Genomic DNA, 26,997 nt, shown 5'->3' with positions numbered 1-26,997 from the left:
GAGGAAGGCGTGCCATATCAGACATTGATCGCGAGCGTACTGCACAAGTTCGTTGCCCGCCGCCTCGTCGAGAGACCCGCGCGTCTAACTCCTCGCTCAACCCGGACGGCCCGCAAGCGGGCCGCCGGTTAGCGCTACGTTATGCCACAGGGGCGTTGCCGGGAAAGAGGCGGACTCAAGAAAGGTTCGAGGGGAGCATAGAAGGAACATAGAGCCTGTTCTCGGACACAGCGACCGTATCAGCGAGCAGCAGATGCTGGCCATCGCCCGCGCGCTCATGTCGACCCCGCGGCTCCTGCTGCTGGACGAACCGTCGCTCGGGCTCGCGCCGACCATGGTCGAGACGGTCTTCCGGGTCATCGCGGAGATCCGGCGGCAGGGCGTGACCGTCCTGATGGTGGAGCAGAACGCGGCGCTGGCGCTGCGGATGGCCGACCGGGCCTACGTCATGGAGAGCGGGCGCATCGCGCTCGAGGGCGCCGCCCGCGACCTGCTCGACAATGCCGACGTCCGCCGCGCCTACCTGGGGGGCTGATGCCGGTCGGCCTCGGGGCGCGCGTGCGCCGGATTCTCCGACCGAGTGAGGACTTGCGACCCCCGCGGGGACCGGGGTAGGCTTAGGGCGGCTCGCGGCCAGGCGGGCTACTTATACCAGGCAGGGTACTTACCGGGCAGGGTACTCAAAGGAGGAGTCCATGAGTGGACTCGGCGGCAAGGTCGCCATCATCGGCACCGGCACCATCAAGTTCGGGGAGAACTTCCACCAGAGCCTCACCGACATGATCTTCGAGGCTGTCAACCTCGCCCTGGCCGACGCCAAGATCGAGTCCCGGCAGCTGCAGGCCGCCTGGCTCGGCTGCTACGAGCCCATGCTCTACGGCTTCGAGGGCAACTCGGGCACCTTCGTCTCCGACCCGCTGAACCTCTTCCCGATCCCGGTCACGCGCGTGGCGGCGTACTGCGCGACGGGCATCGAGGCCGTGCGCAACGCCGCGCTCGCCGTGGCCTCGGGCGAGTACGACCTGGTGCTCGCAGTGGGAGCCGAGAAGATGCGCGAGGTACCCTCGCGCGGCTCGCTCGTCGCGCAGGCCGTGAACCGGGGGCATCCCGTGCTGGCCAAGGGCCGGACCGCGCCGGGCATGTTCGCGCTCGTCGCGACGCGCTACTTCAAGGAGTACGGGGCGGGGGAAGAGGCGCTCGGGGCGGTGGCGATGAAGAACCACTACCACGGCTCCCTCAACCCCAAGGCGCATTTCCAGAAACAGATCACGGCCGAGATGTACGCGAAGGCGCCCAAGGTCGCCGAGCCGCTCGGGCTCTTCGACTGCTGCCCGACCACCGACGGCGCCGCCGCGGCAATCCTGACGCGCGCCGATCTCGCATCCAGGTTCACCGACAGCTACTCGATCATCCGCGGGATCGCCTACGCGGTCACGGCGGGCTACTGGAACACGCAGTTCGACCCGTCGTGGAACTTCACCTCGTTCCGGGCGACGCGCGAGGCGGCCAAGGCGGCCTATAAGATGGCCGGCATCACCAACCCGGCCAAGGAGATCAAGGTCGCCGAGTGCCACGACTGCTTCACCATTACCGAGATCGTCAACTACGAGGACCTGGGCTTCTTCGAGCCCGGTACCGGGTGGCGGGCGGCGCAGGCGGGGGAGACGCGGCTCGGCGGCTCTCTGCCCATCAACACCTCGGGCGGTCTCAAGTCCTGCGGCCACCCCATCGGCTCGTCGGGCATCCGAATGATCAACCACATCCACGACCAGCTGCTGGGGCGCGCCGGCAAGATGCAGGTGCAGGGCGCCGACATGGGGCTCGCGCACAACCTGGGCGGCCCCGGCGCGGTTTCGGCCGTGGCGGTGCTCTCGCAGCCCTGACGGGCGCCCGCGACACCGGTCGCGGTTCCGGGCCGGGCTCGTCGAGCCCGGCCTTTTCTCACGCCGCACGCTGGAGGGCATATGACTGAGCTGACCCGACGATACATCGTCATGCAGATGGCGGCCGAGGGGCCGTTCGACATCGCCGATCCCGAAGGGTCCTTCGTGCTCAAGCCCTGGAAGGACCCGGCCGCGCTCCAGGCTCTCATCGCGTATAGCGAGCACTGCTACGCGGAGCTTGCCCAGGAGCTGGACCAGTGGGTCAGGGCGATCGTGGCCGGACCCAAGATCAGGGGAGGTGTCGGGTCGCGCAATGAGCTGACGGCGCCGGCCCGCCGTAAGCCCGCCGTTGCCGCCAAGCCTAAGGTGAAGTCAAAGGCCAAGAGATCCAAACATACGAAAAAGAAGGCAAAGCGTCGCGCGTGATTGATCCGACCGCTCAGATCGCAGACTGGGTGCTGGGCTCGCGGCGCACCGTGGTCTTCACGGGCGCCGGGATGAGCACGGAGTCCGGCATCCCGGACTTCCGGAGCCCGGGAGGGGTCTGGGACCGCTTCGATCCCAACGAGTTCACCTTCCAGAACTTCATCGGCTCGGAAGCGGGCCGGCGGCGGTACTGGGAGCTGGGCCGAACGGTCTACCCCGTCGTGAGACGCGCCGAGCCCAACTCGGGCCATCACGCCCTGGTGACGCTGTGGCGGCTGGGCAGGCTCGACTGCGTCATCACCCAAAACATCGACGATCTCCACCAGCGCGCGGGGCTCCCGCCCGATCGCGTGATCGAGCTCCACGGCAACGCCACGCGCGCCCGGTGCCTCGCCTGCGAGCGCCCCTATGACCGCGCGGAGATCCAGGCCTGGCTGGAGTCCGGCGTGGAGGTGCCGACCTGCGAGCCGCCCTGCGGTGGCGTCATCAAGCCGCGCACCGTGATGTTCGGCGAGTCCATGCCCCGCGAGGAGACCGAGGAGGCCGAGCGGCGGGCGCGCGCCTCGGACCTCTTCATCGTCGTGGGGTCATCGCTGGTGGTCTATCCCGCCGCCCACATGCCCGTCCACGCCAAGCGGGCCGGCGCGCGGCTCGTCATCGTCAACCGGGCGCCGACGCCGCTGGATCCCGAAGCCGATCTCGTCCTCCCAGGCAGCGCCGGCGCCGTGCTCGCGGATGTCGCCGAGCGGGTCGCGAGCCGGCTCGTCACCACCTGAACCAGCACCGTCCATCCGGGAGCCTCGCATGCCGATTGTCGTGAGCGATGCAGCGCAGCGCCTCGTCAAGAACCGCGCGAGCCTTGAACTCGCGCCGCCCCTGTCGGAGACGGCGCCAGACATGACATTGGAACAGGGCTACGCCATCCAGCGCGCCCTCGAGCATGGGCTCGTTGAGCGCGGCGATCGCGTCGTCGGCTGGAAGGCGGGCTTCACCAACGCGGCGCTCCAGGAGACCTACGGCGTCAGCGAGCCCGTGCTGGGCTTTCTCCTGGCCTCGGGCGTCTTCGGCAGCGGCGACGCGGTGCCGGTCTCGCGCTTCGTCAGCCTCGGGCTCGAGGTGGAAATGGCCTTTGTCATGAAGGCCGCTCTGGAAGGCCCGGGCGTGACGCCGGCCTCCGCCCTGCTGGCGGTGGAAGGGGCCGTGCCGTCCTTCGAGCTGATCGACTTCCGCCTGTCGGGCAAGCCGCGCGGGACGGATTTCGTCGCCGACGGGGTCCTGGCGAATGCCATCGTCCTGGGCGGGCCGCTGACACCGGTGAGCGGGCTCGACCTGTCGCTGGAGGGCGTCGTGTACGAGGAGAACGGCCAGCGAGTGGCGACCGCGGCGGCGGCAGAGGTCATGGGCAACCCGCTCAACTCGCTCGCCTGGCTGGCCAACGCCCTGGGCAAGCTGGGCGGCCGTCTCCGGGCGGGGGATATCGTGCTGACCGGGTCCATCTCCAAGGTGTTCCGCCCCAAGGCCGGCGACTCCGTCCGCGCTTCCTTCACGCGGCTGGGCTCGGTCGGCTGCAGATTTGTCTAGCGTACGATTCAAAGACAAGACGGCGGCTTCGTGATGTCATGACGGCACGACCCAGCATCCACCCGGAGGCCAACGAGATGTCCACCGTCCTCTACGAGCAGGCCGGCAAGATCGTGACGATCACGATCAACCGCCCCGACGCCATGAATGCGATTGACCCGGAGACCCAGGACGCCTTGATCGAGGCGTGGACGCGCTTCCGTGACAACGACGGCGCGTGGGTCGCCATCCTGACCGGCGCGGGGGAGAAGAGCTTCTGCGCGGGCGCGGACCTCAAGAAGATGATCCCGGCGTCCTTCGGCAAGGGCGCGCGGCGCCGGGACCACGAGAGCCTGGGACTGGGGGGCATCACGCGCGGGCTCGAGATCTGGAAGCCCATGATCGCCGCGATCAACGGCCACTGCTTAGCAGGCGGCCTGGAGCAGGCGCTGGCCTGCGACATCAGGATCTCGGCGCCGCACGCCAGCTTCGGCCTGCCCGAAGTCCGCTGGGGGATCTTCCCGGGGGCCGGCGGGACGCAGCGGTTGCCGCGCGCGGTGTCGCTCGCGAAGGCCATGGAGATCATCCTGATGGCGAAGACGCTCACCGCCGAGGAGGCGCTCGCGGCCGGGCTCATCAACGCCGTGGTGCCGGCGGCGGAGCTCATGCCGACGGCGCGCAAGTGGGCCGAGACCATCTGCGAGAAAGGGCCGCTTGCCGTGCGCGCGGCGAAGGAGGCGATCCTCCGCGGCCTCACGATGCCGCTGGCGGACGGCCTGCGCCTCGAGGCCTTCCTGTCCGGGACGCTTCGCGGGACCGAGGACGCGGTCGAGGGGCCGAAGGCCTTCGCGGAGAAGCGAAAGCCCAATTTCCAGGCGCGGTAGGGTGGACCTCGCCGAGCTGAGGCGCCGCCTCGACGCGGCACTCGGACGCCGGGCGCGGCTTGAGGCGAGCCGGAGCGACCTGATCTCGGCCGCGGTGCTCGTGCCCGTCACGGCGGGTCCGGCTGGGGCGGCGGGCCCTCACATTCTCTTCAGCAAGAAATCGGCCGCCGTGCCGCATCATAAGGGGCAGTTCGCCTTCCCCGGGGGTATCGTCGAGCAGCGCGACGGCTCCCGGGTTGAGACGGCGCTCCGGGAAGCGTGGGAGGAGATCAGGCTGCCTGCCGACGCGGTCGAGGTGCTGGGGCTGCTCGACGACACGGAGACGCGCGCCACCCAGTTCGTCATCACGCCCGTCGTCGGGATCGTGACGCGGCCCGTGGCCTTCCAGCCTGACGGCCGGGAGATCGAGCGGGTGATCGAGGTGCCGCTCCAGAAGCTGCGCGACCCGGCGATCTTTCGCACGGAGCTCTGGGAGCGCGGAGGAGAAGAGCACCAGGTGCATTTTTACGACGTGTCGGTGGAGGACGTCATCTGGGGCGCGACGGCGCGCATCCTGAAGCAGTTCCTCGACATCGTGGACGGCCGTGAGGAGCCCGCGTGAGCTACGAGACGCTCCTGGTCGACGTGAAGGACGCGGTCGCTTCCGTGACCCTGAACCGGCCCGAGGTCCGCAACGCATTGAACGCGACCTTGATCCGCGAGCTCGAGCAGGCCCTCGCCGCGCTCGAGGCCGATGAGGCCGCGCGCGTCATTGTGCTCTCCGGCGCCGGCGACAAGGCCTTCTGCGCAGGCGCGGACCTGAAGGGGGTCGGGGACCGAGGCACCACGCTCCAGGCCCGCGAGTCCTTCGGCGGTCTCGCGCGCATCCTCGAGGCCATGGCCCGCATGAAGACGCCCGTCATCGCCAAGGTCCACGGCTTCGCGCTGGCCGGCGGCTGCGGTCTCGCCGCAGGGTGCGACATCGTGGTCGCCGCCGACGACGCGGTGTTCGGGCTGCCCGAGATCAAGATCGGCCTCCTGCCGCTCATCGTGATGGCGCCCATCCTCCGGAGCGTCGGGCGCAAGCGTGGCATGCTCATGGTCCTCTCGGGCGAGCAGGTCAGCGCGCGCGAGGCCTACGAGATGGGGCTGGTGAGCCGCCTCGTGCCGCGGGCCGAGCTGTCGCCGGCCGTGGACGCGCTCGCGCGGGCGCTCGCCGGATTTTCGCCGACGGTGCTCGGTCTCGCCAAGGAGGCCGCCGCGACCGTGGCGGGGATGGAGTACGGCGCCTCGCTCCGGTACCTGCGTGAGATGATCACCCTGGTCGCGCTGTCCGACGATGCGCGCGAGGGCATCAAGGCCTTCTTCGAGAAGCGCGCGCCCAACTGGACGGGGCGTTAGGTGCCCCGCTGTCAGGTGCGCAGGTCTCATGTGCCAAGGTGTCAGTTAGTGCCAAGGTGTCAGTTAAAGGAGGAATCATGATCCTGCGCGTGTGTCGAGGGGCCGCGGTCCTGGCGGCGCTCCTGATGGGGGCGGCTTCCGCCGCCGCCCAGCCCGCCGAGCTGCCGGCCACCGTCGTGACCCTGACGGGCAAGGCCGAGCTCTTCAAGAAGGGTGACACCAAGTGGGGGACGGCCGAGCTGCGCGACGAGGTCCGCGAGGGTGACGGCGTCCGGACCAGCCCGGCAGTGAGGACCACACTCCGGACGGGCGGCGGTCACTCCATCCGCCTGGCGGCGCTGACGCAGGTGTTCATCCCGGCTCCGGCCGGCGCGGGGACCGATCCCCAGCCCGTGCGTCTTCGACTCGATCGCGGCTGGCTCTGGGTGGCCGTCACGCCCGGGATCCATGCCCAGGCGCCCATCGAGGTGATCGCGGGGCCTGCCCGCGTCGCCGTGCGCGAGGGCGGCGTGGGCTTCCGCCTCAACCGGGACGGATCGGTGATCGTGCGTACCTACCACGGCCTGGCCGTGGTCCGCGGCTCGAGCTCCGCGGCCACGTGGGAGCTTCGCCTCCCGGAGCTGCAGGAAGTGCTGGTGCCCGCCCTGGGACCGCCTCCCGAAAACCGCAAGATCACCAAGGAGGAGGGAGAGGGGTTGTGGGTGCTGTGGAACGAGGAGCAGGACTACGTCGCCTACGGCGGCAAGGCGCCGGTGCGGTGAGAGGTGGGAACGTCTTCAGGGCGGTGGGCGTTTGCAGTATGGCCATGGGGATGATCGCGATCGCCGTGCTCCTGTACGCCGCCAGCCCTGCGCTTGCGGCGTCGCCAGCCGAGATCGCCCGCGGCAAGTACATCTTCGGCGCCACCGGCGGCTGCGGCTGCCACACCGAGCCCAAGGGAGCCGCCAACGCGGGCGGCAGGAAATACGACGGGCCCTTCGGCACCGTGTACTCGACCAACATCACGCCCGACAACAAGGCCGGCATCGGAGGCTGGACGGACGAGCAGATCATCACGGCGATTCGGCTCGGCCGCCGTCCCAACGGCGAGCGCATCCTGCCGGTGCACCCCTTCACATCGTTCAACGGCATGGCCGAGGAGGACCTGGGTGCGCTGGTGGCCTTTCTCCGCACCGTCCAGCCTGTCAACCGGCCCAACACGCCGAAGAAGATCGCGGTGCCGATGTTCGAGAGCGTGTTCCTTCCCGCCTGGCTCATGGCGTTCGCGGCGACCGAGACGCCTCCGCCCGCCGCGCCCGCCGCGGGTGTCGCGCGCGGCGAGTACCTCGTGCGCGCCGTCGGCCACTGCGGCGAGTGTCACACGCCGCGATCGGCCATGACGATGGCGGTGGACAACTCGCGCTTCCTCGCGGGCAATCCCAAGAAGACCGGGCCCGAGGGCCAGGCGACGCCCAACATCACGCCGGACCAGACGACCGGCCTCGGCGACTGGACCGAGGAGCAGATCGCGACGTACCTCGGCACGGGGAAGCGGCCCGACGGGGACGTCGCCGGCGGTCTCATGGAGGAGGGGATCCAGGGCACGCTGGCGGGGTTCAAGGACATGACGAAGGCGGATCTCCAGGCGATCGCGCGGTATCTCAAGAGCATCCCGGCGGTGACGAACAAGATTGAGTAGCCGGGCAGGAGATGTCCAACGTCGAGGAGGCGAGATGAGGGGAGGAGGCGTACGGCTCCGCAACATCCTCCTTGCCGCCTTGGTGGCCGTCACGGCCGCCGGCTGCGTCGTTGGGTCCCAGCGCATGATCGGCACAGGCGACCTGATCTTCGACCGGCAGCGCCTGGGGCGCGTGCAGGAGGAGCAGCTGGGCGAGATCCGGAGCAAGTTCAAGACCGGGAACATCGAGGGCATCGCTGTCAATGCCGAGGTTATCGCGATCGCGGCCCTGCAGATCCCGTCGCTCTTCCCTGACGGGTCCCTCAACGGCAAGTCGCGGGCTAAGCCCGAGATCTGGCAGCGCTGGAGCGAGTTCGAGGCCTCGGCCAAGAACCTGACGATCTGGTCGGAACGGCTCCGGGACGCCGCGAAGGCCAAGGACGACAGGGTCGTGGCCGACATCGTCAAGGACTTCGGCCGCGTCGGCTGCGACTCCTGCCACATCCTGTTCCGGCGGCCCGCGGGCTCGTGACTCGCTGAGGCGTGTCGGTCGTCTCAGCGGCTCAGGGCCACCACAGGTAGAGGAAGCGGGGGCCCGAGCCGCTGACCAGCGCCGTCAGCTGCTGGAGCGAGCTCTCCAGGCCCGGCACGGGGGCGGGCGCGGCCGAGTAGAAGTTGGCGCGGTAGTCCTTCGGGCGCTGGTACATGATGACGCGCGCTTCCTCGACGCCCGCGGCCTTGCGCGCGACCTTCACGACGTCGTCCATGTAGCCGATCTCGTCCACGAGGCCGAGCGCCTTGGCCTGCTCGGCCGTGTAGATCCGCCCGTCGGCGAACGTCCGGACGCGGTCCTCCGGGATCTTGCGCGAGCGGGCGATCAAGGTCACGAAGCGGCCGTACATCTGGTCGATGACCGACTGGAAGACCGCGCGCTCCTCGGCCGTGAGGGGCCGGAAGGGTGAGCCCGCGTCTTTCATCTCGCCCGACTTGATGGCGAGCGGCGCCACGCCGATCTTCTCCATCAATCCTTTGGCGTTGACGGTGAGCATGATGACGCCGATGCTGCCCGTGACCGACGTCGGCAGGGCGACGATGGTGTCCGCCGCGAGCGCGGCGTAGTAGCCGCCCGAGGCGGCGACGTCCATCGTCACCGCGATCACCGGGATCTTGCGTCGGGTCTTGAAGGTGTCGATCTCGCGATAGATGAGGTCGGACGCCGTGATGGTGCCGCCCGGGCTGTTGATGCGCACGATCAGCGCCTTGACGTTGTCGTCCTCCTCGGCCTTCTGAAGCTCCTCGCGCACCCGCGCCACGATCGGGACGCGCGGCGGCGGTGAGCCCAAGACCAGGCCGCCCGTCTCGTCGGAGAGCACGCCCGAGACGTCCATCAGGAGGATCTTGGCTTTGCCCTTGCCCTCGACGGTCTCCTCCTCGAGCGGCTGGATGCGCGGCTGGAGATCGATGGTGAGGAGGGAGCAGCCCTGGAGCAGAAGGATGGAAACCGCGAAGGCGGCAAGAGTTCGCATGCGCGAAGTATACCTCGCCCTTCGGCGCTGCTCTATAATCGGTGTCACATGAAGAGCGCGATCGGCATCGAGGACGTGCGCGCCGCGGCGGCCCGCCTCAAGGGACGCATTCACCGCACTCCCGTCATCACGAGCCGCTCGTTCGACGAAGCGTGCGGCTGTTCCGTCTTCTTCAAGTGCGAGAATCTCCAGCGGGCGGGCGCCTTCAAGATCCGCGGCGCGCTCAACAAGCTCCTGACGCTCACCGCCAAGGAGCGCGCGCGCGGCGTCGTCGGCTTCTCCTCGGGCAACCACGCCCAGGGCGTGGCCCTCGCCGCTAGGCTGACCGGCGCATCGGCCATCATCCTGATGCCGACCGACGCGCCGGCCTTGAAGGTGGCGGCCACGAAGGGCTACGGCGCGGAAGTGGTCTACTACGACAGGCAGACCGAGGACCGCGAGGCGCGCGCCAAGGACCTGGTGGCGAAGACGGGCCGCGTCCTCGTCCCGCCCTACGACGATCCCGCGATCATGGCGGGGCAGGGGACGGCGGCGCTCGAGTTGTTGGAAGACGTCCCCGACCTCGACGCGCTCCTGACGCCCGTGGGCGGGGGCGGGCTCATGGCCGGCTGCAGCACGGTGGCGAAGGCGCTCCGTCCGGCGATGCAGATCTACGGCGTGGAGGCGGACACCGCCAACGACACCTATCTCTCCTTCAGGAAGGGCGAGCGCGTGACCATCGCGCCGCCGCCCACCATCGCCGACGGCATCCGCAACCTCTCGCCCGGGGCGCTGACCTTCCCGATCAACAAGCAGAATCTCACCGACGTGCTGCTGGTCTCTGATCAGGAGATTGAAGAGGCGGTGTGCTTCCTGCTGCTCCGCTGCAAGATTCTTGTAGAGCCCACCGGTGCCGTTCCCGCCGCCGCCGTCCTCACCGGCAAGCTGCCCATGCCCAAGGGCTCCCGGGTCGGTGTCGTCCTGTCGGGCGGCAATATCGACCCCACCCTCCTCGCTGAGATTCTGGCGCGAGGCTAGCGATGGCGGGCTGCTATCGCCGGTGGTACTCGGGGATGACGTGCTCGGCGGCCAGGGCGAGCTGGGTGAGCATACGGTCGGGTGGGCAGAGCGGGCGCAGGATGAACTTCGAGCCTCCGCCCTTGGCGTACTCCTCGATGCGCGAGGCCAGCACCTCGACGGGACCGAAGGCGGTGCAGGCGCGCATAGTCGTCTCATCCACGCGACCGCGCGGGATATAGGGCTGGGCCATGGCCAGCGCCTCGGCTTCGCTCGCGGCCACCGTGTAGTTGATGAGGGTGCCGAAGTGGTCCTCGGGGACCTGCCGGCTCGAAGCCGCGGCGAGCTCCTGCACCTTCTGGACGCCCACCCGGAACTCCTCGGGCGTGATGAACGAGGGAATCCAGCCGTCGCCGAGCCGCGCCGTGCGCTTTTGCGCCGCCTCGCTCTTCCCGCCGATCCAGATGGGCGGGGGATTCTGCCACGGCTTCGGGAAGATCGTGACGCGGTCTAGCTTGAAGAACTCGCCTTCATAGCACACCTCGTCCTGTGTCCAGAGCAGGCGCATGACCTTGATCGCCTCGTCGGTCCTCCGGCCGCGTTCCTTGAAGGGCACGCCCGAGGCATCGAACTCGCGCGGCAGCTCGACACCCACCCCGACCGCAGGGAAGAGGCGCCCCCGCGACAGCCAGTCGATCGTGGCCATCTCCTTGGCCGCGACGACCGGGGTGCGGTAGGGCAGGACGAGCACGCTCGGGCCGAACTTGAGCTTCTGGGTCCGGGCGGCTATGGCGGCCAGCGAGGTCATGACCTCGGGCACCGGAGCCGGCGAGGAGAGTCGGTCAGACAGCCAGATGGAATCGATGTCGCTCTTCTCGCAGAATTCCGCGAGAGTAAAGAGGAACTGTCCGCTCTCCCGCCCCGGTGGCCAGGGGCCCGGCATGATCCCGATCCGGTATTTGATCGCCATGGGCCCGCATCCTACGCGGCCCGATCTGATGGGTCAAGGCAGCGACCGCCCTCAAAACCGGTGTTCTGCCTATCGGGTTGACTCCGAACGTCCCCATGGATAGTGTGGCGAGGTGGGCCGGCCCAGAAGGGCTTGGCCTCGGGCGTGATCGGATTGGGGAGTGGACGGTCGATCTCCATGAGGTCCTCTCCCTCGGTCAGGCGATGCCGGCCATGCGGGCGAACGTGGTGAGCTCGCGTGGAATGTTCGGTCCCGCCGGCTGGTAGGCGATCTCCGTGACGCCGCGCCCGGCAAGCTGCCCAATGCGCTCGCGGAGGGCGGAGACCTCGCCCGTGAAGGTGACGGCCTCGATCAGCTCGCCGCTCACCACCCGGCGGTCGGTCTCGTTGAGATAGGTGAGATGGCCCTCGTGCGTTCGCAAGTGGCGCTCGCGGAGCGGCACCGCCTCGATGGCGGCCCGCCACTCGGGGCCGCCATCGAGCTTCGCCAGATCGAGGCCCGAGACGCTCCGGTACTCGTACGCGCGATGCAGGAGCACGGCGGCGCCCGCGCCCGCTGCCGCCAGCACTCGGGCCGAGTCGAACCGCTCACCGGGCTCGAGCACGGTGCCCATCGTCAGGAGCGCCGACCAGGCGAATCCCGGCGTCGGGACGACGCTGAAGACGCCGCCGCCCCGCTCCCGCGCCACCGCCTCGCCCTTGGGACCTCGTGTGCCGAAGATGAAGGGGACCCGGATCGGACGCGGTGGCGCCTGGCCGGGGCCGTGGAGCATCTGCGCGAGCGCGCCGTCCACCTCCACCATCTCGCCGGCGAGGAGCGCCTCGAGCTGCCGGGCGTACTGGCCGACGAAGGCCCACGGGTTCGGCCGCAGACCCATGGCCATGCGGCCGGTGAAGCCCGAGCCGATCCCGACGTTCACCCGGCCCGGAGCCAGGCCCACCAGAGTGGCGACGGCCGCCGCCGTCACCATGACGTGACGCAGGCTCGGGATCAGGACCCCGGGGCCCAGCTCGATGCGTCGGGTCCGCTCGGCGGCCCGGGCGAGGGTCGCCCACACGTCGAGCTGAAGCGCCGGCGTGTCGTAGACCCACGCGCGGCGGTAGCCGAGCCGCTCGGCGAGCGCGATGTGCTCGGGCGTCTCGGGCACGGGCGGGAATGCGCAGGAGATGTCCATGTCAGGTTCCCAGGATCCACGGCTCGATGGGGGTCCGCGAGAGGCACTCCGCACCGCTCTCGGTTACCACCACCGGCCGCTCGAAGCGCATGCCCCCGACGCCGGGCAGGTTGCAGGTCAGCGCCATGATCTCGAGGAAGTTCGGCTGCATCACGAAGTCCGGCTCGCTCACGTAGGGCATGTAGACGTCGGTGAACGAAGGGTACCACTCGTTGCCGAAGTGGCCGATGCCGTGGCCGAACCCCCGGATCATCCCGCCCCATCCGTTTTCATCGACGAACCGCCGTGCCTCGACGGCAACGGCGCCGATGGTGCGACCCGGCTTCATGGCCTCCAGCAGGAACGTGCAAGTTCGCACGTAGGCGTCGATCACGCGCCGCTGCTCTGCGGTGGGCGGGCCCAGCACCGCGTTGTGGGAGACGTCGCCCAGCATGAGCGCGTACATCCCGTGGATGTCCAGCAGCAGGAACTCGCCCCGCTGCACGAGCTTGCGGGTGGCCGGCGTGCAGGCGCCCGTCCACGTGCGGTCCCGGAGGCGATCTCCTGGCCCCCGGTGAAGGTCCACGCGAACTCGCTGCCGCAGTCGCGCAGCACGCGCTCCGCGATGCCGGCGATCGCGGTCTCCGTCATGCCGAGCCGCACCTCGCTCCGCAGGGCTTCCTGGGCGGTGTCGCACATGGCGGTGGCCTGGCGCATCAGCTGCACCTGCTCGGGCTCCTTGATGAGCATGAGCCGGTCGGTCACCGGCGTGAGATTCACGAACTCCGCCCGTGGGCAGCCACGCTCCAGGATGCGGTATTCCTCCAGGGTGATGTTGCCCTCGGGCAGGTACCACGAGTAGCCGCCCTCGAATCCGATCCGGCCCGCGTGGAGGCGGAGCTCGCCGAGCCGCCGCACCACCATCTCCATCAGCCGCACGCGGGCGTAGGCAACCACGTTCTTGAGCCACCCCTCCTCGGCCACGCGCACGGCGTCCATGGAGACGGTGAAGAGCTGCGCCTCCCCGTCGGCGGGGATCACCACGGCGCTGCGCCACGGGACGAAGGCGCCGGAGACGTGGGTGATGGTCTTGAGCCGCGTGCCGACGAGGACGTCGATGCCCTGTCGAGCCAGCTCTGCCTGGAGCGTCCGGACGCGCTTGGGGAAGTCGATGTGGACCTGCACGGATGCCTCCTCAGACCGCGAGGTACTCGTCGCGGAGCGTCTTGTCAGCCTCGAACTCGGCCACCGTCCCCGCGAAGCGGACGTGGCCCTTGTCCAGGATGTAGACCCGCTCGCTGAGCGCCAGCGCGAGAGTCAGGTTCTGCTCCGCCATCAGGATGGTCATGCCGCCGGCCTTCAGCGCGCGAATCTGCTCGCGGAGGGCGTCCACCACCAGGGGGGCCAGGCCTTCCGACGGCTCGTCCAGGATGAGCAATCGTGGATTGCCCATCAGGGCGCGCCCGATGGCGAGCATCTGCTGCTCGCCGCCCGACAGGTATCCGGCCCGGCGCGCGTCGAGCTGCTCGAGAATGGGGAAGGTCGCGTACACGCGTTCCACGCCCCACGCCGAAGCGCCGCGGGCCTCCCGGCGGGCGACCTCCAGATTTTCCCGCACCGAGAGGTCCCCGAACAGCCGCCGCTCCTGGGGTACGAACGCGATTCCCTGCCGCGCCACGCGGTACGGGGCCCAGCCGGTGATGTCCATCCCGTCGAAGACGACGTGTCCGGCCCGGGGCGGGGTCAGGCCGATCAGGCTCCGGAGCGTGGTCGTCTTGCCGACCCCGTTCCGCCCGAGCAGGCACACCGCCTGCCCGGCGTCCACGGTGACGGTGACGCCAAAGAGCACCTGGCTCAATTCGTAGGCCGTGTAGAGATCGCGCGCCTCGAGGATCATCGGGTCAGCGCATCCCGAGGTACACGCGCTTGACCTCGTCGTTGCGCCGCACCTCGTCCGGCGCGCCCTCGGCGATGATCCGTCCCTGGTGGAGCACCCGGATCCTCTGGGCGACGCTGAAGACCACGCCCATGTCGTGCTCGGTGAACAGCAGGGTGAGCCTCCGGTCTCGCGCGATCCGCGCGACCAGCGCCATGCTGCTCCGGGTCTCCTGGGGCGACATGCCCGCCGTGGGCTCGTCCAGCAGGAGCATCTCCGGCTCCAGCGCCAGCGCGATCCCCAGCTCGAGCTGCTTCTGGTCCCCGTAGGAGAGGCTCCCGCTCGCCTCTGCCGCTCGTCCGGCCAGGCCCACGTCCTCGAGGATGGCCATGGTGCGCTCCCGCCCGAGGTCGCGCGCGCGGCTCCACATCTCCTGCGCCCGGCCTTCGTGGGAGAGGATGGCCACCTGGACGTTCTCGAACACGGACAGGCGCGGGAAGATGTTGGTGCGCTGGAAGGACCGCGCCAGGCCCAGCCGGCAGATCGCGTGCGGCGGCCGCCCGGTGATGTCGCGGCCCTTGAAATTGATGCGGCCGGCGTCGGGGGCCAGGTGCCCGGTGATCACGTTGAAGAGCGTGCTCTTTCCCGCCCCGTTGGGGCCGATGATCGCCGCGATCTCCCCGGGCTCCACACGCAGGCTCACTCCGACCAGGGCCTGGAAGCCGCCGAAGGCCTTGGCCACCCCGCAAACCTCAAGCACGGGTCGGCCCCGCCGGCCTGCCCGTGCCTCGCCATCCCAGAAAGATCCGCGTCACGCCCCCGGGGAACACGTAGATCAGCGCGAGAAGAATGATGCCCAACACGATGGGCCAGTATTCCGTGTACGACGTCACCACCGAGTTGAGGACGATGAGGATCCCCGCGCCCAGGGCCGGCCCCAGGAAGACGTGCGGCCCGCCGAGGAGCGTCATGAGGAGCACCTCGGCGGACTTGGTCCAGAACGCGTACTCCGGGAAGGCGCCGCGGGTGAACAGGGCAAACATCCCGCCGGCGAGCCCGGACACGGCGCCCGACAGCGCGAAGGCCGTGAGCTGGGAGCGCTTGACGTTGATCCCGACGAACTCGGCCCGCTCGGCGTTCTCCCGGATGGCGAGCAGGGTGCGGCCGAACGGAGCCTGCATGATGCGCCAGAGCACGGCGACCACGATAACGCTGACGCCGGCGACGAAGCCGTAGAAGGTCCGCGGACCGATGAGCCAGGCAGGAACGGGGACGCCGACGAGCCCGTTGTCGCCTCCCGTCAGGCTGTACCACTTGTGCGCGGTGGCCCACACGATCTGCGAGAAGGCCAGCGTGAGCATGGAAAAGTAGATGCGCGTGAGGCGCACGCAGAAGTAGCCGATGACCGCGGCCACGACCACGGCGACGACGGGGGCGGCCAGGAAGGCCACGACGAATGGCGCCTCCGTCTTCTTGAGCAGGAGCCCGCAGGTGTAGGCGCCCACGCCGAAGAAGGCCGCGTGCCCGAACGAGACCATGCCGGCATAGCCCAGCAATACATTGAAGCCGATGGCGAACAGCCCCATGATCAGGATCTCGACGGACAGGAGCAGGTAGAACTGCGGCAGCGCGAGTGGCACCGCGAGCAGCGCGGCTCCCGCCACCGCCCGAACGACCCACCGGCGCTCCATCGCCGCGCTCACCCCCGCGTCACGGGTCGGCCGAGCAGGCCCCAGGGACGGATCACGAGGACGACCGCCATCAGGATGTAGACGAACACGATGGCGAAGCGCGGGAAGAAGAGGATGCCGAACGCGTTGAGCTGGCCGATGATGAGCGCGCCCAGGAGCGTCCCACCCAGGCTGCCCATCCCGCCTACCACCACGACGATGAAGGATTCGACGATGATCTCCACGTCCATCCCGGGGAAGATCGCCCCGATGGGCGCAGCCAGTCCCCCCCCGAGCCCGCCGAGCCAGGCGCCCAGCATGAAGACGCCGGTGAACAGGCCCGTGACGTTGACCCCGACCACGCCCACCATCTCCCGGTCATTGGCGGCGGCGCGGACGAGGCGGCCGAACTGCGTCCTGCGCAGCAGGAGCCAGAGGCCGAGGGCCACCAGCGGCCCGACGGCGAGGACGAAGAGGTTGTAGGTCGGGAAGTCCCGCCCGGCGATGACCACCGACCCCGCGAGCAGCGCGGGACGGGAGCCCGAGCGGTTCTCCGCTCCCCACGCGAGCTTGACCAGGTCGCTGATGATGAGCACCAGGGCGTAGGTCACGAGGAGCTGGTCCAGCTCCTCGCGCCGGTACACCGGCCGGAGGAAGACGGATTCGATGATCCCGCCGACGAGGGCGACCCCGATCGAGCCCAGGATCAGCGCGACCCAGAAGGCGGCGGGAGAGCCCACGAACCAGGAGGCGATGGTGTAGCTCAGGTAGGCGCCCAGCATGTAGAGCGATCCGTGGGCGAAGTTGAGGACGCCGAGCACGCCGAAGATGAGCGAGAGCCCCGAGGCGATGAGGAACAGGAACATGGCCTGGGTGAGGCCGTTGAGACACTGCACGGCGAGAAAGCCGGGATCCGCGAGGGCGCTCAGGTCAGGCATGAACGATGGCCCGCGGAGGACGGGCCGTCCTCCGCGGGCCCAGGCGATCACATGGTGGGCGGGGCCTTACTTGGCGCCCCGCAGTGCCTTGATCTCGTCCACGGGCCGGAGCGTCTTCTCGCCGCCGATGAGCTGCACGTCGCCCATGATGGGGAACGGGAACTCCGGCACCCGCTTGAGCCGGCCCCAGTACTGGCCCTTGGTGGCCTGGTGGTCGTAGGCCCGCATGGTGAGCGGCCCGATGGGCGTCTCGATCGTCAGGCCCTCGAGGGCGTCGATTACCTTCTCGGTATCCGCGCTCTTGGCCTTGCGGATCGCCTCGGCGAGGAAGTACGTTCCCACGTAGCCGAAGAAGGCGCCCGCCGGCGGCAGGTCGTTGGCCTTCGCCTTGTACTTGGCGACGAACTCGCGGTTGGCCGGCGTGTCCGGGTAGTAGAAGGCGTAGTTCGACGAGCCCCAGATGCCCTCGGGCGTCTCCGCCCCCAGCGGCACGACGACGTCCAGGTCGGCCGCCGCGATGTTCATGTACTCGGTCTTCGTGAAGAAGCCGTAGGGCTTGGCCTGCTTGACGAAGGCGATGGCGTCGCCGCCCCACAGCGAGGAGTAGACCATCTCGGGCTTGGCCTGGAGGAGCGCGTTGACGTGGGCGGTGAAGTCGCGCTCGCCGAACTTGGGCCAGGCCTCGCCGACGACCTGGACGCCGGGCTTGAGCATCTTGAGGTAGCTGATGAAGTCGTCGACCATCCGGTGCCCGTACTCGTAGTCGGGGCCGATGACCGCGTAGCGCTTGAACGGCTGGTTCGCCATCAGGATCGCCGCGGCCCGCCCCTCGATCACGGTGTTGGACGCCGACCGGAAGACGTACCGGTGCCCCTTTTCCTCGGTGAGCGCGGCGGTCTTCGCGATAGTGTTGAGGTAGATTTTCTTGTACTCCTTGGCCACCTCCGAGATCCCCAGGGCCACCCCGCTGTGAATGACGCCCATGAGGAAGTCCACCTTCTCCTTGAGGATCAGCTCGCGCGCCTCGCGGACACCCACGTCGGGCTTGGACTGATCGTCGCGGATCACGAGCTGGAGCTTGCGCCCCAGCAAACCGCCCTTGGCATTGATCTCGTCCACCGCGATCTCATGGCCGGTGATGGCCGGCTTCGTGTAGGGGGCGGCGGCGCCGCCGAGTCCGTAGATGACGCCGATCTTGATCGTCTCCTGCTGGGCCGGGACCGGGAGCGGGAGCGCGCTCCATAGGATCAGGAGACACGAGAGTACCGTCCCCGCGACAGCCGTGAATCGCTTCATGGTGTCCTCCTTCGTCCTTCGGTGACGACCGCACCCCTTCGCTCGACCAGCCCGCGTTGCCATGCGCAGTCGGAAAGAGCCATCAGACTACGCGGCCCGGCCGGCAGTGTCAATGACGGGCAGGGGGGTCAAGGCGGGGGTCTCCACCGCGCTTGACAGAGGAGCCGAAGCCAGTCAAGTTAGTATCTTATGAGTTCCCCGATCGGACCGGGGCCGGGACCCGAGGTCAACGAAGAGGCCCTGACGGGCCGGGAGCGCAGGCGCAACCCGCGGGTGACCGTGCCGTGGCCGGCCATCGTGGAAGATTCCGACGGTCGCCTGGTGACCGGCGATGTCATCGACGTGAGCCTCTCGGGCATGAAGCTTCGCGTCAACTCGGACGTTGCCGTGGGAGAGGCCGTCAAGCTCCGCGTGACCTTGCCGCGCGATGGGGGCGAGCTCGAGATCTCGGCGGAGGTCGTCCGGCGCGACCCGGGAGGGATCGGCGTGGACTTCGGCAAGCTGCCAGTCGGCACGGCGGATCGCGTCAAGGCCTTCGTGCCCACCTGGGACCTCCGGCGACGGGCCGAGCGCGTGGGGATCGAGCTGCCGGTGCAGATCGAAGGGCACGCGGGCACCACGGAGGGGCGCACCGTGGACCTCTCGGCCGTGGGCGCGCGCGTCGCGACCGACGAGCGGCTGACGCCGGGGGACATGGTCGCCGTCAAGCTCACGCCCAAGGACAATCAGGGCCCCATGCGCATCAAGGCGGTCGTGTGGGAGGTGGATGCCCGCGGCGCCGTGCTGGTCTTCGCGAACCTCGCCGTCCACGACTTCGTCCGGCTGCGCTCTTACATCGACTCGCTTCTCGTTCATCGCAGCTGATCCGCGCGGCGCGCCTGATCGCCGCAGGGCTTCCGAGAACCGGATTGACTGGCCCGGTGTCCGCACTTAGAATGAACGACGGTTCAGTCAGCCGCCATGCGTAACCCAGACAAGCCGCAGCAGATCATCGAGGCCGCCGTGCGGGTCTTCGCCCGCAAGGGTTACTACAACTCGCGCGTGTCCGACATCGCCCGCGAGGCCGGCATCGCAGCGGGCACGATCTACCTCTACTTCAGGACCAAGGACGATATCCTGGTCACGCTCTTCCGCGACAAGATGGCCGAGTTCGTCGGCGCGCTGCGAAAAGCCATCGCCGGCGAGCCCGACGCCGCCAGCAAGGTTCGCCGGCTCGTGTCGCTGCACTTCCGCATGCTAGAGGAGAACCCCGATCTTGCCGAGGTCCTGCAGGTGGAGCTGCGCCAGGGGCAGAAGTTCTTCCGCGGCGCCTCCAGCCAGGAGATCGGCGCCTACTTCGCCCTGATCGGCTCCGTGCTCGAGGAAGGCGTGGCCGAGCGACGCTTCCGTTCCGATCTGCCCGTCAAGGTCGCCACGAAGATGCTGTTCGGGGCCATGGACCAGATGGCGACATCCTGGGTGCTCGGCAAGCGCGGCTACCAGCTCGTGGACACGGCCGACGCCGTCGCCGAGATTTTCCTTCAGGGCGTCGCCGCCCCCACCTCATAGGAGACCGTCGATGCCGTACGAAACCATGATCCTGGGCCGCGAGGAAGGTTTCGCGGTCCTGACCCTCAACCGCCCGCCCGCCAACGCCATCAGCGAGGCGCTGATGAGGGAGCTGAACGCCGCGCTGTCCGAGATCGAGTCCGACGCCGCCGTGAAGTGCCTCATCATCACGGGTGCGGGGGACAAGATCTTCTGCGCCGGCGCCGACCTGGGCTCGGCTTTCTCCGGTCCGGACGTGACGTCCTTCATCCGCTTCGGCAATTCCGTGCTGCGGCGCATCGAGCGCTTCCCCAAGCCTGTCATCGCGGCCATCAACGGGCACGCGCTCGGCGGAGGATGCGAGATCTCCATGGCCTGCCATATCCGCATCCTCAAGGACACGGCCCGCATGGGGCAGACCGAGTCGAACCTCGGCATCATCCCGGGCTACGGCGGTACCCAGCGCTTCCCGCGGCTCGTCGGCCGGGGCCTGGCGCTCGAGCACCTGATCCTCGGCACCCAGATCCCCGCCCAGGAGTGCTACCGCATCGGCCTCGTCAACCGCCTGTCCAAGGAGGGGGAGACGCTCAACGACGCCAAGGCGCTGGCGCGGGAGATCGCCAAGCGGCCGCCCGTCGCCACGCGGCTCATCATTGAAGCAGTAGATGACGGTTATCCCGCGCCCATCGACCAGGCCCTCGAGATCGAGGTGCGCGCCTTCGAGAAGGTGCTCAAGACCGAGGACGCGGGCGAGGGCATCCAGGCCTTCTTCCAGAAGCGCCCGGCCCAGTTCAAGGGCAAGTAGCGATGGATCTCGGCATCAAGGGACGCGTGGCGCTCGTCACCGGCGGCGCGCGGAGCCTGGGCAAGGCCGACTGTCTCGCGCTGGCCGCCGAGGGCTGCAAGGTCGTCGTGCTCGACCTGAACGCCGAGGGCGCCGTCGAGACGGCCAAGGAGATATCCTCCAAGGGCGGCGTGGCCCGCGGTTACGAGGCGGACATCACGAACCGCCCTCAGCTCGCCGACGTGATCGGCAAGGCGCAGAGCGAGGTCGGCCCCGTCGACATCTGCGTCAACAACGCGGGCATCATCTACACCCTCGGCCAGCTCAAGGACATGCAGGACAGCGACTGGGACCTCAATCTCCAGGTCAACCTCACGGGCACCTACAACGTGACCAAGGCGGTGTTCTCCGGCATGCGGGAGCGCAAGTGGGGGCGCATCATCTGCATGGCGTCCATCGCCGGCCTGATGGGCGGCTTCGGCCAGACCGCGTACTCGACGGGGAAGATGGGGCTCGTGGGCTTCGCCAAGTCGGTGGCGCTCGAGGGCGCCCGCTACAACATCACCTCCAACGTCATCGCCCCCGGCATCATCGGGCCGAACGCCAACCTGTCGCCCATGTACGAGCGTATGGTCAAGCGCGTGGCCCTGCAGGCGGAAGGACAGCCGGAGGACGTCGCGAGCGCGATAGCGTTCCTGTGCTCGGAGCGGGCGCGCTACATCACGGGCGCGGTGCTGACCGTGACCGGCGGGATGGACCTGTTCACCTTCTAGTTCACTTCAGTATGGAGCGGTTCACCTTCTAACGCGGATCACAAGGAGGCTTGTATGCCGACAGTGAAAGAGACCTTCGATCTGATGCCCTCCAAGTTTAAGGCCGCCAATGCCGCGGGGGTCAACAAGACCATACAGTACGAGATCAGCGGTGACGGCGGCGGCACCTGGCACGCGGTCATCAAGGACGGCACCTGCACCGTCAGCTCGGGCCCGGCCGCGGCGGCGGACCTGACCGTCACCATGGCGTCGCCGGACTGGCTCGACATGATCGGCGGAAAGCTCAACGGGCAGATGGCCTTCATGTCGGGCAAGCTCAAGCTCAAGGGCGACATGGGGCTGGCCATGAAGCTCGGCAGCCTCTTCCAGGCCTAGCGAGCCCGCCGTCTCCCCCTCACCCTCTCAGCCCTCGCCCCCAGGCGAGGGCTGAGAGGGTGAGGGGTGGTGGGGACTGAACGTGTCGATCCCGAAGGATTATTTCGAGTGGGCGGCGAAGCTCTTCGACCCCACCCGCATCCACGAGAAGCCCGAAGCCCTCCGCGGCATCCGCGTCCTCGACCTCTCCGTCATCTACTTCGGCCCGCGACGGCCGACTTCCTGGGCGAGCTCGGCGCGGAGGTCATCAAGGTCGAGATACCCGGGCAGGGAGACGTCACGCGCATCCTCGGCAGCGCGTCCTTCTTCTGGAAGAACGTCTCCGTCGCCTTCTTCTGCGCGAACCATTCCAAGTACCACGTGGGCGTCGACATGCACAAGCCCGAGGGGCAGGAGCTGATCCGCCAGCTCGCGGCGCGCTCGGACATCGTCATCGAGAACTTCAAGGCGGGCACGCTCGAGGAGAAGTTCGGCATCGGCTACCGCCAGCTCCGGGAGGTCAACCCGCGGCTGATCTACGTCGCCAACACGGGCTTCGGCCAGTGGGGACCGTTCTCGCGCGGACGCGCCTCCTACGACGGGCTCGCGCAGGCGGTCTCGGGGCTCACGGCCATCACCGGCCTCGGCGAGACGCCGACCAAGATCGGCAACTATCTCGGCGATTGGTTCGGCGCGTCGATGTCCGCCCTTGGCGCGCTCGCCGCGCTCAGATGGCGCGACCGCACCGGTGAAGGCCAGTTCGTCGAGATGGCGCAGTGCGAGGGGCTGGTGCGCGCCATGGATTGGACCTGGCTCTACGCCGGGCTGACGGGGAAAGACCGCGAGAAGGTCGGCAACGGCGACCACGTTTTCTCGCCTTCCGGCGTGTATCGGTGTGCGGACGGGTGGATTGCGCTCGTCGCCGGCACCGACCGCGAGTTCCAGGCCCTGTGCCGGCTGATCGGCAAGCCCACCCTCTCGCGCGAGGCGCGCTTCGCCTCGCGCGAGAGCCGCCGCGAGCGGAGCAATGCGCGCGCGCTCGACACGCTCCTCGGCGCCTGGTGCGCCGGAAAGAAGCGGCACGCCATCGAGCGCCGGGCGCGGAAGGCGGGCGTCGCGGCCGCGCCCGTCATGACCGCGGCCGACCACGCCGAGAGCGCTCATCTCCGCGCGCGCCGCACGGTATGGGAACACGACGATCCCGTCTACGGCCCCATGGTGGAGACGGGACCTGCGCCCAAGCTCTCGGCCACGCCCGCGCGGATCAAGTGGGCGGGCAAGCCCGTGGGCTTCCACAACGAGTTCGTCTTCAAGCGCATCCTGGGGCTGGACGACGCGAAGATCCGCCTACTCGAGGCCGCGGGCGCCGTGGGCCAGTGGGCTGAGGGCGAGCGCGGCGCCGCGCCGCCCGAAAGGTGGGCGGGCGAGGGGAGGCTCGCGTGAGCCCCGAGCCGCGCATCCCGTGGGAGGAGTGGATCCAGGCGGCGGAGGATCCCGCCCGCGTGGCCGACAAGCCCGAAGCGGTCGACGATCTTCTCGTGCTCGATCTCTCCCAGGGTCACTACGGGGCGCTCCTGACCGCGACCTATCTGGGCGAGCTCGGCGCCGAGGTCATCAAGGTCGAGCCGCCCGGCGGCGATCCCGCTCGCCGGTGGTGGCCGGCCGACGCGTCGGTCAACGGCGAAGGCCTCGCGTTCCTCGCCGAGGCCCGCAACCGCTACCACATGACGCTCGACCTCGAGAAGAAGGAAGGCAGGAAGATTCTCAGGGGCCTGGCCGAGCGCGCCGACGTCCTGGTCGAGGGCTTTGCGCCGGGCTATCTCGACGGGCTGGGGCTGGGCTATCGACAGCTCTCGCGGGTCAACCCGCGCCTCGTCTATGTCGCGTGCTCCGCCTACGGGCAGTTTGGTCCGCTCGCCAAGGACCAGCCGCCGGAGTACGACCTGACCGACCAGGCGCTCTCGGGGCTGATCCACATCACGGGGGATCCGGAGGCGGCGCCCACGAGGGTCGGCTCGTGGATCAGCGCCTATGCACAGGCCGCGTGGGCGGGCATCGGCGCGCTGGGCGCGCTCCATTGGCGCGAGACGTCGGGACGAGGCCAGATGATAGATGTGAGCGGCGCCGAGGCGCTGATGCGCTACCTCGAGTACACGACGCTCCTCCACGCGGTCTCGGGGCACGTGCGCGGGCGGACCGGGCTCTACGAGCTGGCCGTCTTTCCGTACACGTTCGTCCCTGTCAAGGGCGGCTGGGCCTTCATCGCCGGCTACACCGATCCCAACTTCGGTGCCCTCTGCCGCGTCATGGGTCGGCCCGAGCTGGCGAAGGATCCGCGCTTCAGCACGACCATCCAGCGAACGACGCTCGAGAACGAGATTGCGCTGCGCGATGAGATCGTCGCGTGGTCAGCGCAGTTTACGGCGGACGAAATCCTGGACAAGGTGCTGGCCGACCCCGGTCCCGGCATCGTGGTCTTCGGGCCGATGAACCTGCCCACTCGCACGCTCACCGAGGCTCACTGGTGGGAACGGGGCTGCTTCAAGCGCGTGACGGACCCGGTCTACGGCGAATTGCTCTTGCAGATGCCCGCCTGGCGGATGACGCGGACGCCGCCCCGGCTCAAGTGGCCCTGCCGTCCGGCCGGCTATCACACCGGCCATGTGCTCCAGAAGTACTTCGGCTACGGCCCCCGCCGTCTGGCCGAGCTGGCCCGCGAGGGCATTGTCTGACTGGGCGCGCGATTTTGTTGACGCGGAGCGTTACCCCGGCGTAGCATATCGGTTGAGCCGGTCACTCCACATCCGTAGAAGTCACCGAGCCCGTAGAAGTCACCGAGAATGAGGAGCGGATGAAAGACGAACTGTTCACGATGACCCCCGAGATGCCGGCCATGTCGCCCGAGCAGCTGGCCCGCTGGCAGGAGGAGATGCGCAGGAACACGCTGCGCATGAAGCACTTCAGCGAGATGGTGATGAGCCCGAAGGAGCCCGAGGTCGGGCCCACTCCGCGCGAGCAGATCTACCGCACAGGCAAGTCGCGCCTCTGGCGGTACGCCTCCAAGCGCACGGTGAGAACCCCGCTCCTCTTCGTACCCAACCTCGGCATCAGCCGCCCGTACATCTTCGATCTCATGCACAAGGGCTCGTTCATCGAGCACATGACCGAGCAGGGCTTCGACTTCTACCTCGTGGACTGGGGCGTCTTCGGACCCGAGGACAACGACCTGACGCTCGAGCACGCGGTGACCAGGATCCTGCCGCGGCTGGCGCGCAAGGCACTCGAGAGCTCCGGAGCGCGCGAGATGTCGGTGCTGGGCTACTGCATGGGGGCGCCGCTCTCGCTCTCGTGGCTCGGCAGCACGCCCGAGTTCCCGCTGAAGAACTACGTCGACATGGCCGGGCCCATCGACTTCAGCCAAGTGGGGCTCTTCGGGCTCTGGCTCGACGCCCGCTACTTCGACGTCGATCGCTTCGTGGACACGCTGGGCGCCATCCCGGCCGACATGGTCAAGATGGGCTTCAAGCTCCTCAAGCCCACCATGGACCTCTCGGCCAATCTCAACCTGTGGTGGAACCTCTGGAACCCCGAGTACGTCTCCGGGTTCAACGCGCTCAACAAGTGGGCGAGCGAGTACCTGCCATTCCCCGGTGAATTCTTCCGGCAGTGGGTCAAGGACTACTACCAGCAGAACCGGCTGATCAGGGGCGAGCTGACGATGGCCGGAAAACCGGTCAGGCTCGAGAGCATCCGCTGTCCGGTCCTGGCCGTGGGCGCCAAGGAGGACAATATCGCTCCTCCGGGCTGCGTCCGGCCGCTCATCCAGGTGGTCTCCAGCACGGACAAGGAGTACGTCGAGCTCCCGGGCGGGCACATCTCGCTCATCGCAGGACGCGGCGCCTCCGTGCACTGCTGGCCGAAGGTCTCCAGCTGGCTCGCGGCGCGGTCGTAGTAAGGAGGCGGATCATGGCTGACAACACGGGCACCCAGCAGCTCTTCGATCTCTGGAAGAAGCAGGTGGACGAGGGCACGCAGGCCTGGCTCAAGATGGCGGGGCAGGGGCAGCCCGTCGATCCCCAGGCGTTCTGGCGGCCGTTCATGGATCAGGGCATGCAGGCCTGGTCCAAGGTCATGACGCAGGGGACGGTGTCGCCCGACCTCATGACGCAGTGGAAGCAGTTCCTCGACCAGTGGATCGCGGCGTGGTCGAAGGTCCTCGAGCAGTCGATGGGCACGGAGAACTTCGCCCAGGCCATGGGCAAGCAGCTCGAGGGCTTTCTCTCCGTCTCGGCGCCGGTGAAGAAGGCGGCCGAGCAGCAGGTCGAGACCGGTCTCGCGACACTCGGCCTGCCGTCCCGCACCCAGGTCATCGGGCTCGCCAAGCAGATCGCGGGTCTCGAGGAGAAGATCGAAGGCGTGGAGGATCGCATCGATGCGGTACTCGCGCGGCTCGATACTGCGGCCGCCGCTTCCAAGAAGGAGCGTGAATGATCGGGATCACGATCGGGGACGTCCGGGTCGGGGACATCGCGCAGATCGTTCGGCGCGTGGACGACGGCGACATCGCCTCGTTCGTGGACGCGGTCGGCGACTACAATCCGGTGCACGGGGACCGCGACTACGCGGCGACGACCATGTTCAAGGAGCCCATCGCCCCGGGCATCTGGACAGCGGGGCTCATCTCCGGTGTGATCGGGACCCGGCTGCCCGGGCCCGGGGCCATCTATCTCTCCCAGGAGCTCAAGTTCCTCAAGCCCGTGTTCTTCGGTGACGTCATCACGGCGCGGGTGGAGGTGCTCGAGGTTCTGCGCGAGCGCAACCGGATCCGTCTGAAGACCGTGTGCAGTAACCAGCGCGGGGAAGAGGTGTTGACCGGCGAGGCGCTGGTGATGCCGTCGAAGACCAGCGTGGAGTACGTCCGGCCCCAGACGGGGACGGGGCTCGTCTCGCTCTGGACGCTCGGGCCGTGGGCCTGGGCCGCCCAGGGCACTGCCGTGCTGGGGATGATGGGCCTCTCGGCCCTCTCCGCCATGGCGGGGGCGGGCGGAGCCGAGCGCCGCTGACCGCTCGAACGGCCACGCCTGCGGGATCCACTCAGCTCTCGCCTCGCGGCTACGCCGCTCAGCTCGAATTGCGGACCCCGTCTCAGCTCGAACCTCTATCTCAGCCCTCGCCTCGCCGGGCTCCTCGCCTGCGGGATCCACTCAGAGGTTGTGAATGAATCGGCGCATCACGCTGGGCGGCGTTTCGTCATGTGGCGAGCGACGTGCTGGCCCGCCGCACCGGGGGCGAGCAGAGGGTGTGTGGAGCGTGGCGACGGCGGCGTGCTGGCCCCGATTCCTCG

The 26,997-nt window shown here is 68.6% G+C and carries 31 protein-coding genes and 1 pseudogene; 22 read left to right on the top strand and 10 right to left on the bottom strand.

The features are described from left to right. The first annotated feature begins 238 nt into the window (after window positions 1-238). The 11 genes and pseudogenes from Q7W02_06975 (at window position 239) to Q7W02_06925 (ending at window position 8,322) form a co-directional block, all read left to right on the top strand. A pseudogene (locus Q7W02_06975) lies at window positions 239-535 on the top strand (ABC transporter ATP-binding protein). Between the two features lie 160 nt (window positions 536-695). Next, a complete protein-coding gene (locus Q7W02_06970) occupies window positions 696-1,883 on the top strand; it encodes an acetyl-CoA acetyltransferase (protein ID MDO8475931.1) in 1,188 nt (395 codons plus the stop codon). An 81-nt stretch (window positions 1,884-1,964) separates the two neighbouring features. Further along, window positions 1,965-2,309, top strand: a complete 345-nt coding sequence (locus tag Q7W02_06965; GenBank protein MDO8475930.1) for a hypothetical protein — start codon at window positions 1,965-1,967, stop codon at window positions 2,307-2,309. Further along, the gene (locus tag Q7W02_06960; protein MDO8475929.1) at window positions 2,306-3,085 is read left to right on the top strand and encodes a Sir2 family NAD-dependent protein deacetylase; all 780 of its coding nucleotides are present in this window, start codon (window positions 2,306-2,308) and stop codon (window positions 3,083-3,085) included. Before Q7W02_06965 ends, Q7W02_06960 begins: the two co-directional genes overlap by 4 nt. 28 nt (window positions 3,086-3,113) lie before the next feature. Further along, window positions 3,114-3,890, top strand: coding sequence for a fumarylacetoacetate hydrolase family protein (locus tag Q7W02_06955; protein ID MDO8475928.1), 777 nt, complete (start codon window positions 3,114-3,116; stop codon window positions 3,888-3,890). 38 nt (window positions 3,891-3,928) lie between these two features. Next, window positions 3,929-4,753 carry an enoyl-CoA hydratase-related protein gene (locus Q7W02_06950; GenBank protein ID MDO8475927.1) on the top strand — a complete coding sequence of 275 codons (825 nt, stop codon included), beginning with the start codon at window positions 3,929-3,931 and terminating at the stop codon, window positions 4,751-4,753. A gap of 1 nt (window position 4,754) precedes the next feature. Continuing rightward, on the top strand, window positions 4,755-5,354 hold the full coding sequence (locus Q7W02_06945; GenBank protein MDO8475926.1) for a CoA pyrophosphatase: 600 nt from the start codon (window positions 4,755-4,757) through the stop codon (window positions 5,352-5,354). Then, complete coding sequence (locus Q7W02_06940) at window positions 5,351-6,133, top strand: enoyl-CoA hydratase-related protein (GenBank protein MDO8475925.1); 783 nt, start codon at window positions 5,351-5,353, stop codon at window positions 6,131-6,133. The genes Q7W02_06945 and Q7W02_06940 overlap by 4 nt, the downstream gene beginning before the upstream one ends. 77 nt (window positions 6,134-6,210) lie before the next feature. Beyond that, a complete protein-coding gene (locus Q7W02_06935; protein MDO8475924.1) occupies window positions 6,211-6,894 on the top strand; it encodes a FecR domain-containing protein in 684 nt (227 codons plus the stop codon). 50 nt (window positions 6,895-6,944) lie between these two features. Beyond that, complete coding sequence (locus tag Q7W02_06930; GenBank protein MDO8475923.1) at window positions 6,945-7,811, top strand: cytochrome c; 867 nt, start codon at window positions 6,945-6,947, stop codon at window positions 7,809-7,811. 34 nt (window positions 7,812-7,845) lie between these two features. Further along, complete coding sequence (locus Q7W02_06925; GenBank protein MDO8475922.1) at window positions 7,846-8,322, top strand: cytochrome c; 477 nt, start codon at window positions 7,846-7,848, stop codon at window positions 8,320-8,322. A 31-nt stretch (window positions 8,323-8,353) separates the two neighbouring features. On the opposite strand, the gene sppA is transcribed toward Q7W02_06925, so the two are convergent. Next, window positions 8,354-9,316 carry a signal peptide peptidase SppA gene (gene sppA, locus Q7W02_06920; GenBank protein MDO8475921.1) on the bottom strand — a complete coding sequence of 321 codons (963 nt, stop codon included), beginning with the start codon at window positions 9,314-9,316 and terminating at the stop codon, window positions 8,354-8,356. 48 nt (window positions 9,317-9,364) lie between these two features. On the opposite strand from sppA, the gene Q7W02_06915 reads away from it, so the two are divergent. Next, a complete protein-coding gene (locus tag Q7W02_06915; protein MDO8475920.1) occupies window positions 9,365-10,333 on the top strand; it encodes a threonine/serine dehydratase in 969 nt (322 codons plus the stop codon). A gap of 13 nt (window positions 10,334-10,346) precedes the next feature. Here Q7W02_06915 and Q7W02_06910 read toward each other — a convergent pair whose 3' ends face one another. The 9 genes from Q7W02_06910 to Q7W02_06870 form a co-directional block, all read right to left on the bottom strand. Next, window positions 10,347-11,282 (bottom strand): TIGR03619 family F420-dependent LLM class oxidoreductase, encoded by a 936-nt coding sequence (locus Q7W02_06910; GenBank protein MDO8475919.1) that lies wholly within the window; start codon window positions 11,280-11,282, stop codon window positions 10,347-10,349. Between the two features lie 196 nt (window positions 11,283-11,478). After that, complete coding sequence (locus Q7W02_06905) at window positions 11,479-12,456, bottom strand: LLM class flavin-dependent oxidoreductase (GenBank protein ID MDO8475918.1); 978 nt, start codon at window positions 12,454-12,456, stop codon at window positions 11,479-11,481. 1 nt (window position 12,457) lies between these two features. Further along, window positions 12,458-12,901 (bottom strand): M24 family metallopeptidase, encoded by a 444-nt coding sequence (locus Q7W02_06900; protein MDO8475917.1) that lies wholly within the window; start codon window positions 12,899-12,901, stop codon window positions 12,458-12,460. Beyond that, complete coding sequence (locus tag Q7W02_06895; protein ID MDO8475916.1) at window positions 12,826-13,620, bottom strand: aminopeptidase P family N-terminal domain-containing protein; 795 nt, start codon at window positions 13,618-13,620, stop codon at window positions 12,826-12,828. Before Q7W02_06895 ends, Q7W02_06900 begins: the two co-directional genes overlap by 76 nt. A gap of 10 nt (window positions 13,621-13,630) precedes the next feature. After that, window positions 13,631-14,332 carry an ABC transporter ATP-binding protein gene (locus tag Q7W02_06890; GenBank protein MDO8475915.1) on the bottom strand — a complete coding sequence of 234 codons (702 nt, stop codon included), beginning with the start codon at window positions 14,330-14,332 and terminating at the stop codon, window positions 13,631-13,633. A gap of 4 nt (window positions 14,333-14,336) precedes the next feature. Beyond that, the gene (locus Q7W02_06885; GenBank protein ID MDO8475914.1) at window positions 14,337-15,053 is read right to left on the bottom strand and encodes an ABC transporter ATP-binding protein; all 717 of its coding nucleotides are present in this window, start codon (window positions 15,051-15,053) and stop codon (window positions 14,337-14,339) included. A 10-nt stretch (window positions 15,054-15,063) separates the two neighbouring features. After that, entirely contained in the window at window positions 15,064-16,014 is a 951-nt protein-coding gene (locus Q7W02_06880; protein ID MDO8475913.1) for a branched-chain amino acid ABC transporter permease, read from the bottom strand. Next, a complete protein-coding gene (locus Q7W02_06875; protein MDO8475912.1) occupies window positions 16,011-16,919 on the bottom strand; it encodes a branched-chain amino acid ABC transporter permease in 909 nt (302 codons plus the stop codon). Before Q7W02_06875 ends, Q7W02_06880 begins: the two co-directional genes overlap by 4 nt. Window positions 16,920-16,985: 66 nt before the next feature. Next, entirely contained in the window at window positions 16,986-18,215 is a 1,230-nt protein-coding gene (locus Q7W02_06870) for an ABC transporter substrate-binding protein (GenBank protein ID MDO8475911.1), read from the bottom strand. Between the two features lie 189 nt (window positions 18,216-18,404). Here Q7W02_06870 and Q7W02_06865 point away from each other — a divergent pair, with 189 nt between their 5' ends. From Q7W02_06865 to Q7W02_06820, 10 genes are all read left to right on the top strand, one after another. Further along, a complete protein-coding gene (locus Q7W02_06865) occupies window positions 18,405-19,079 on the top strand; it encodes a PilZ domain-containing protein (GenBank protein MDO8475910.1) in 675 nt (224 codons plus the stop codon). 96 nt (window positions 19,080-19,175) lie between these two features. Next, window positions 19,176-19,763: a TetR/AcrR family transcriptional regulator gene (locus Q7W02_06860; protein MDO8475909.1), complete on the top strand. Its 588-nt coding sequence runs from the start codon at window positions 19,176-19,178 to the stop codon at window positions 19,761-19,763. 10 nt (window positions 19,764-19,773) lie between these two features. Next, window positions 19,774-20,547 carry an enoyl-CoA hydratase-related protein gene (locus tag Q7W02_06855; protein MDO8475908.1) on the top strand — a complete coding sequence of 258 codons (774 nt, stop codon included), beginning with the start codon at window positions 19,774-19,776 and terminating at the stop codon, window positions 20,545-20,547. Between the two features lie 2 nt (window positions 20,548-20,549). Next, window positions 20,550-21,299, top strand: coding sequence for an SDR family oxidoreductase (locus tag Q7W02_06850; protein MDO8475907.1), 750 nt, complete (start codon window positions 20,550-20,552; stop codon window positions 21,297-21,299). 54 nt (window positions 21,300-21,353) lie between these two features. Next, the gene (locus Q7W02_06845; protein ID MDO8475906.1) at window positions 21,354-21,674 is read left to right on the top strand and encodes an SCP2 sterol-binding domain-containing protein; all 321 of its coding nucleotides are present in this window, start codon (window positions 21,354-21,356) and stop codon (window positions 21,672-21,674) included. 108 nt (window positions 21,675-21,782) lie between these two features. Then, complete coding sequence (locus tag Q7W02_06840; protein MDO8475905.1) at window positions 21,783-23,096, top strand: CoA transferase; 1,314 nt, start codon at window positions 21,783-21,785, stop codon at window positions 23,094-23,096. Then, window positions 23,093-24,385, top strand: coding sequence for a CoA transferase (locus Q7W02_06835; protein MDO8475904.1), 1,293 nt, complete (start codon window positions 23,093-23,095; stop codon window positions 24,383-24,385). The genes Q7W02_06840 and Q7W02_06835 overlap by 4 nt, the downstream gene beginning before the upstream one ends. A 119-nt stretch (window positions 24,386-24,504) precedes the next feature. Beyond that, window positions 24,505-25,605 carry an alpha/beta fold hydrolase gene (locus Q7W02_06830; protein MDO8475903.1) on the top strand — a complete coding sequence of 367 codons (1,101 nt, stop codon included), beginning with the start codon at window positions 24,505-24,507 and terminating at the stop codon, window positions 25,603-25,605. Between the two features lie 14 nt (window positions 25,606-25,619). Beyond that, complete coding sequence (locus tag Q7W02_06825; GenBank protein ID MDO8475902.1) at window positions 25,620-26,144, top strand: poly(R)-hydroxyalkanoic acid synthase subunit PhaE; 525 nt, start codon at window positions 25,620-25,622, stop codon at window positions 26,142-26,144. After that, on the top strand, window positions 26,141-26,716 hold the full coding sequence (locus Q7W02_06820; protein MDO8475901.1) for a MaoC family dehydratase: 576 nt from the start codon (window positions 26,141-26,143) through the stop codon (window positions 26,714-26,716). The genes Q7W02_06825 and Q7W02_06820 overlap by 4 nt, the downstream gene beginning before the upstream one ends. The last annotated feature ends 281 nt before the right edge of the window (window positions 26,717-26,997 follow it).

The organism is Candidatus Rokuibacteriota bacterium (assembly GCA_030647435.1).
Taxonomy (GTDB): domain Bacteria; phylum Methylomirabilota; class Methylomirabilia; order Rokubacteriales; family CSP1-6; genus AR37.
This window is presented reverse-complemented; position numbering and strand designations above follow the sequence as displayed.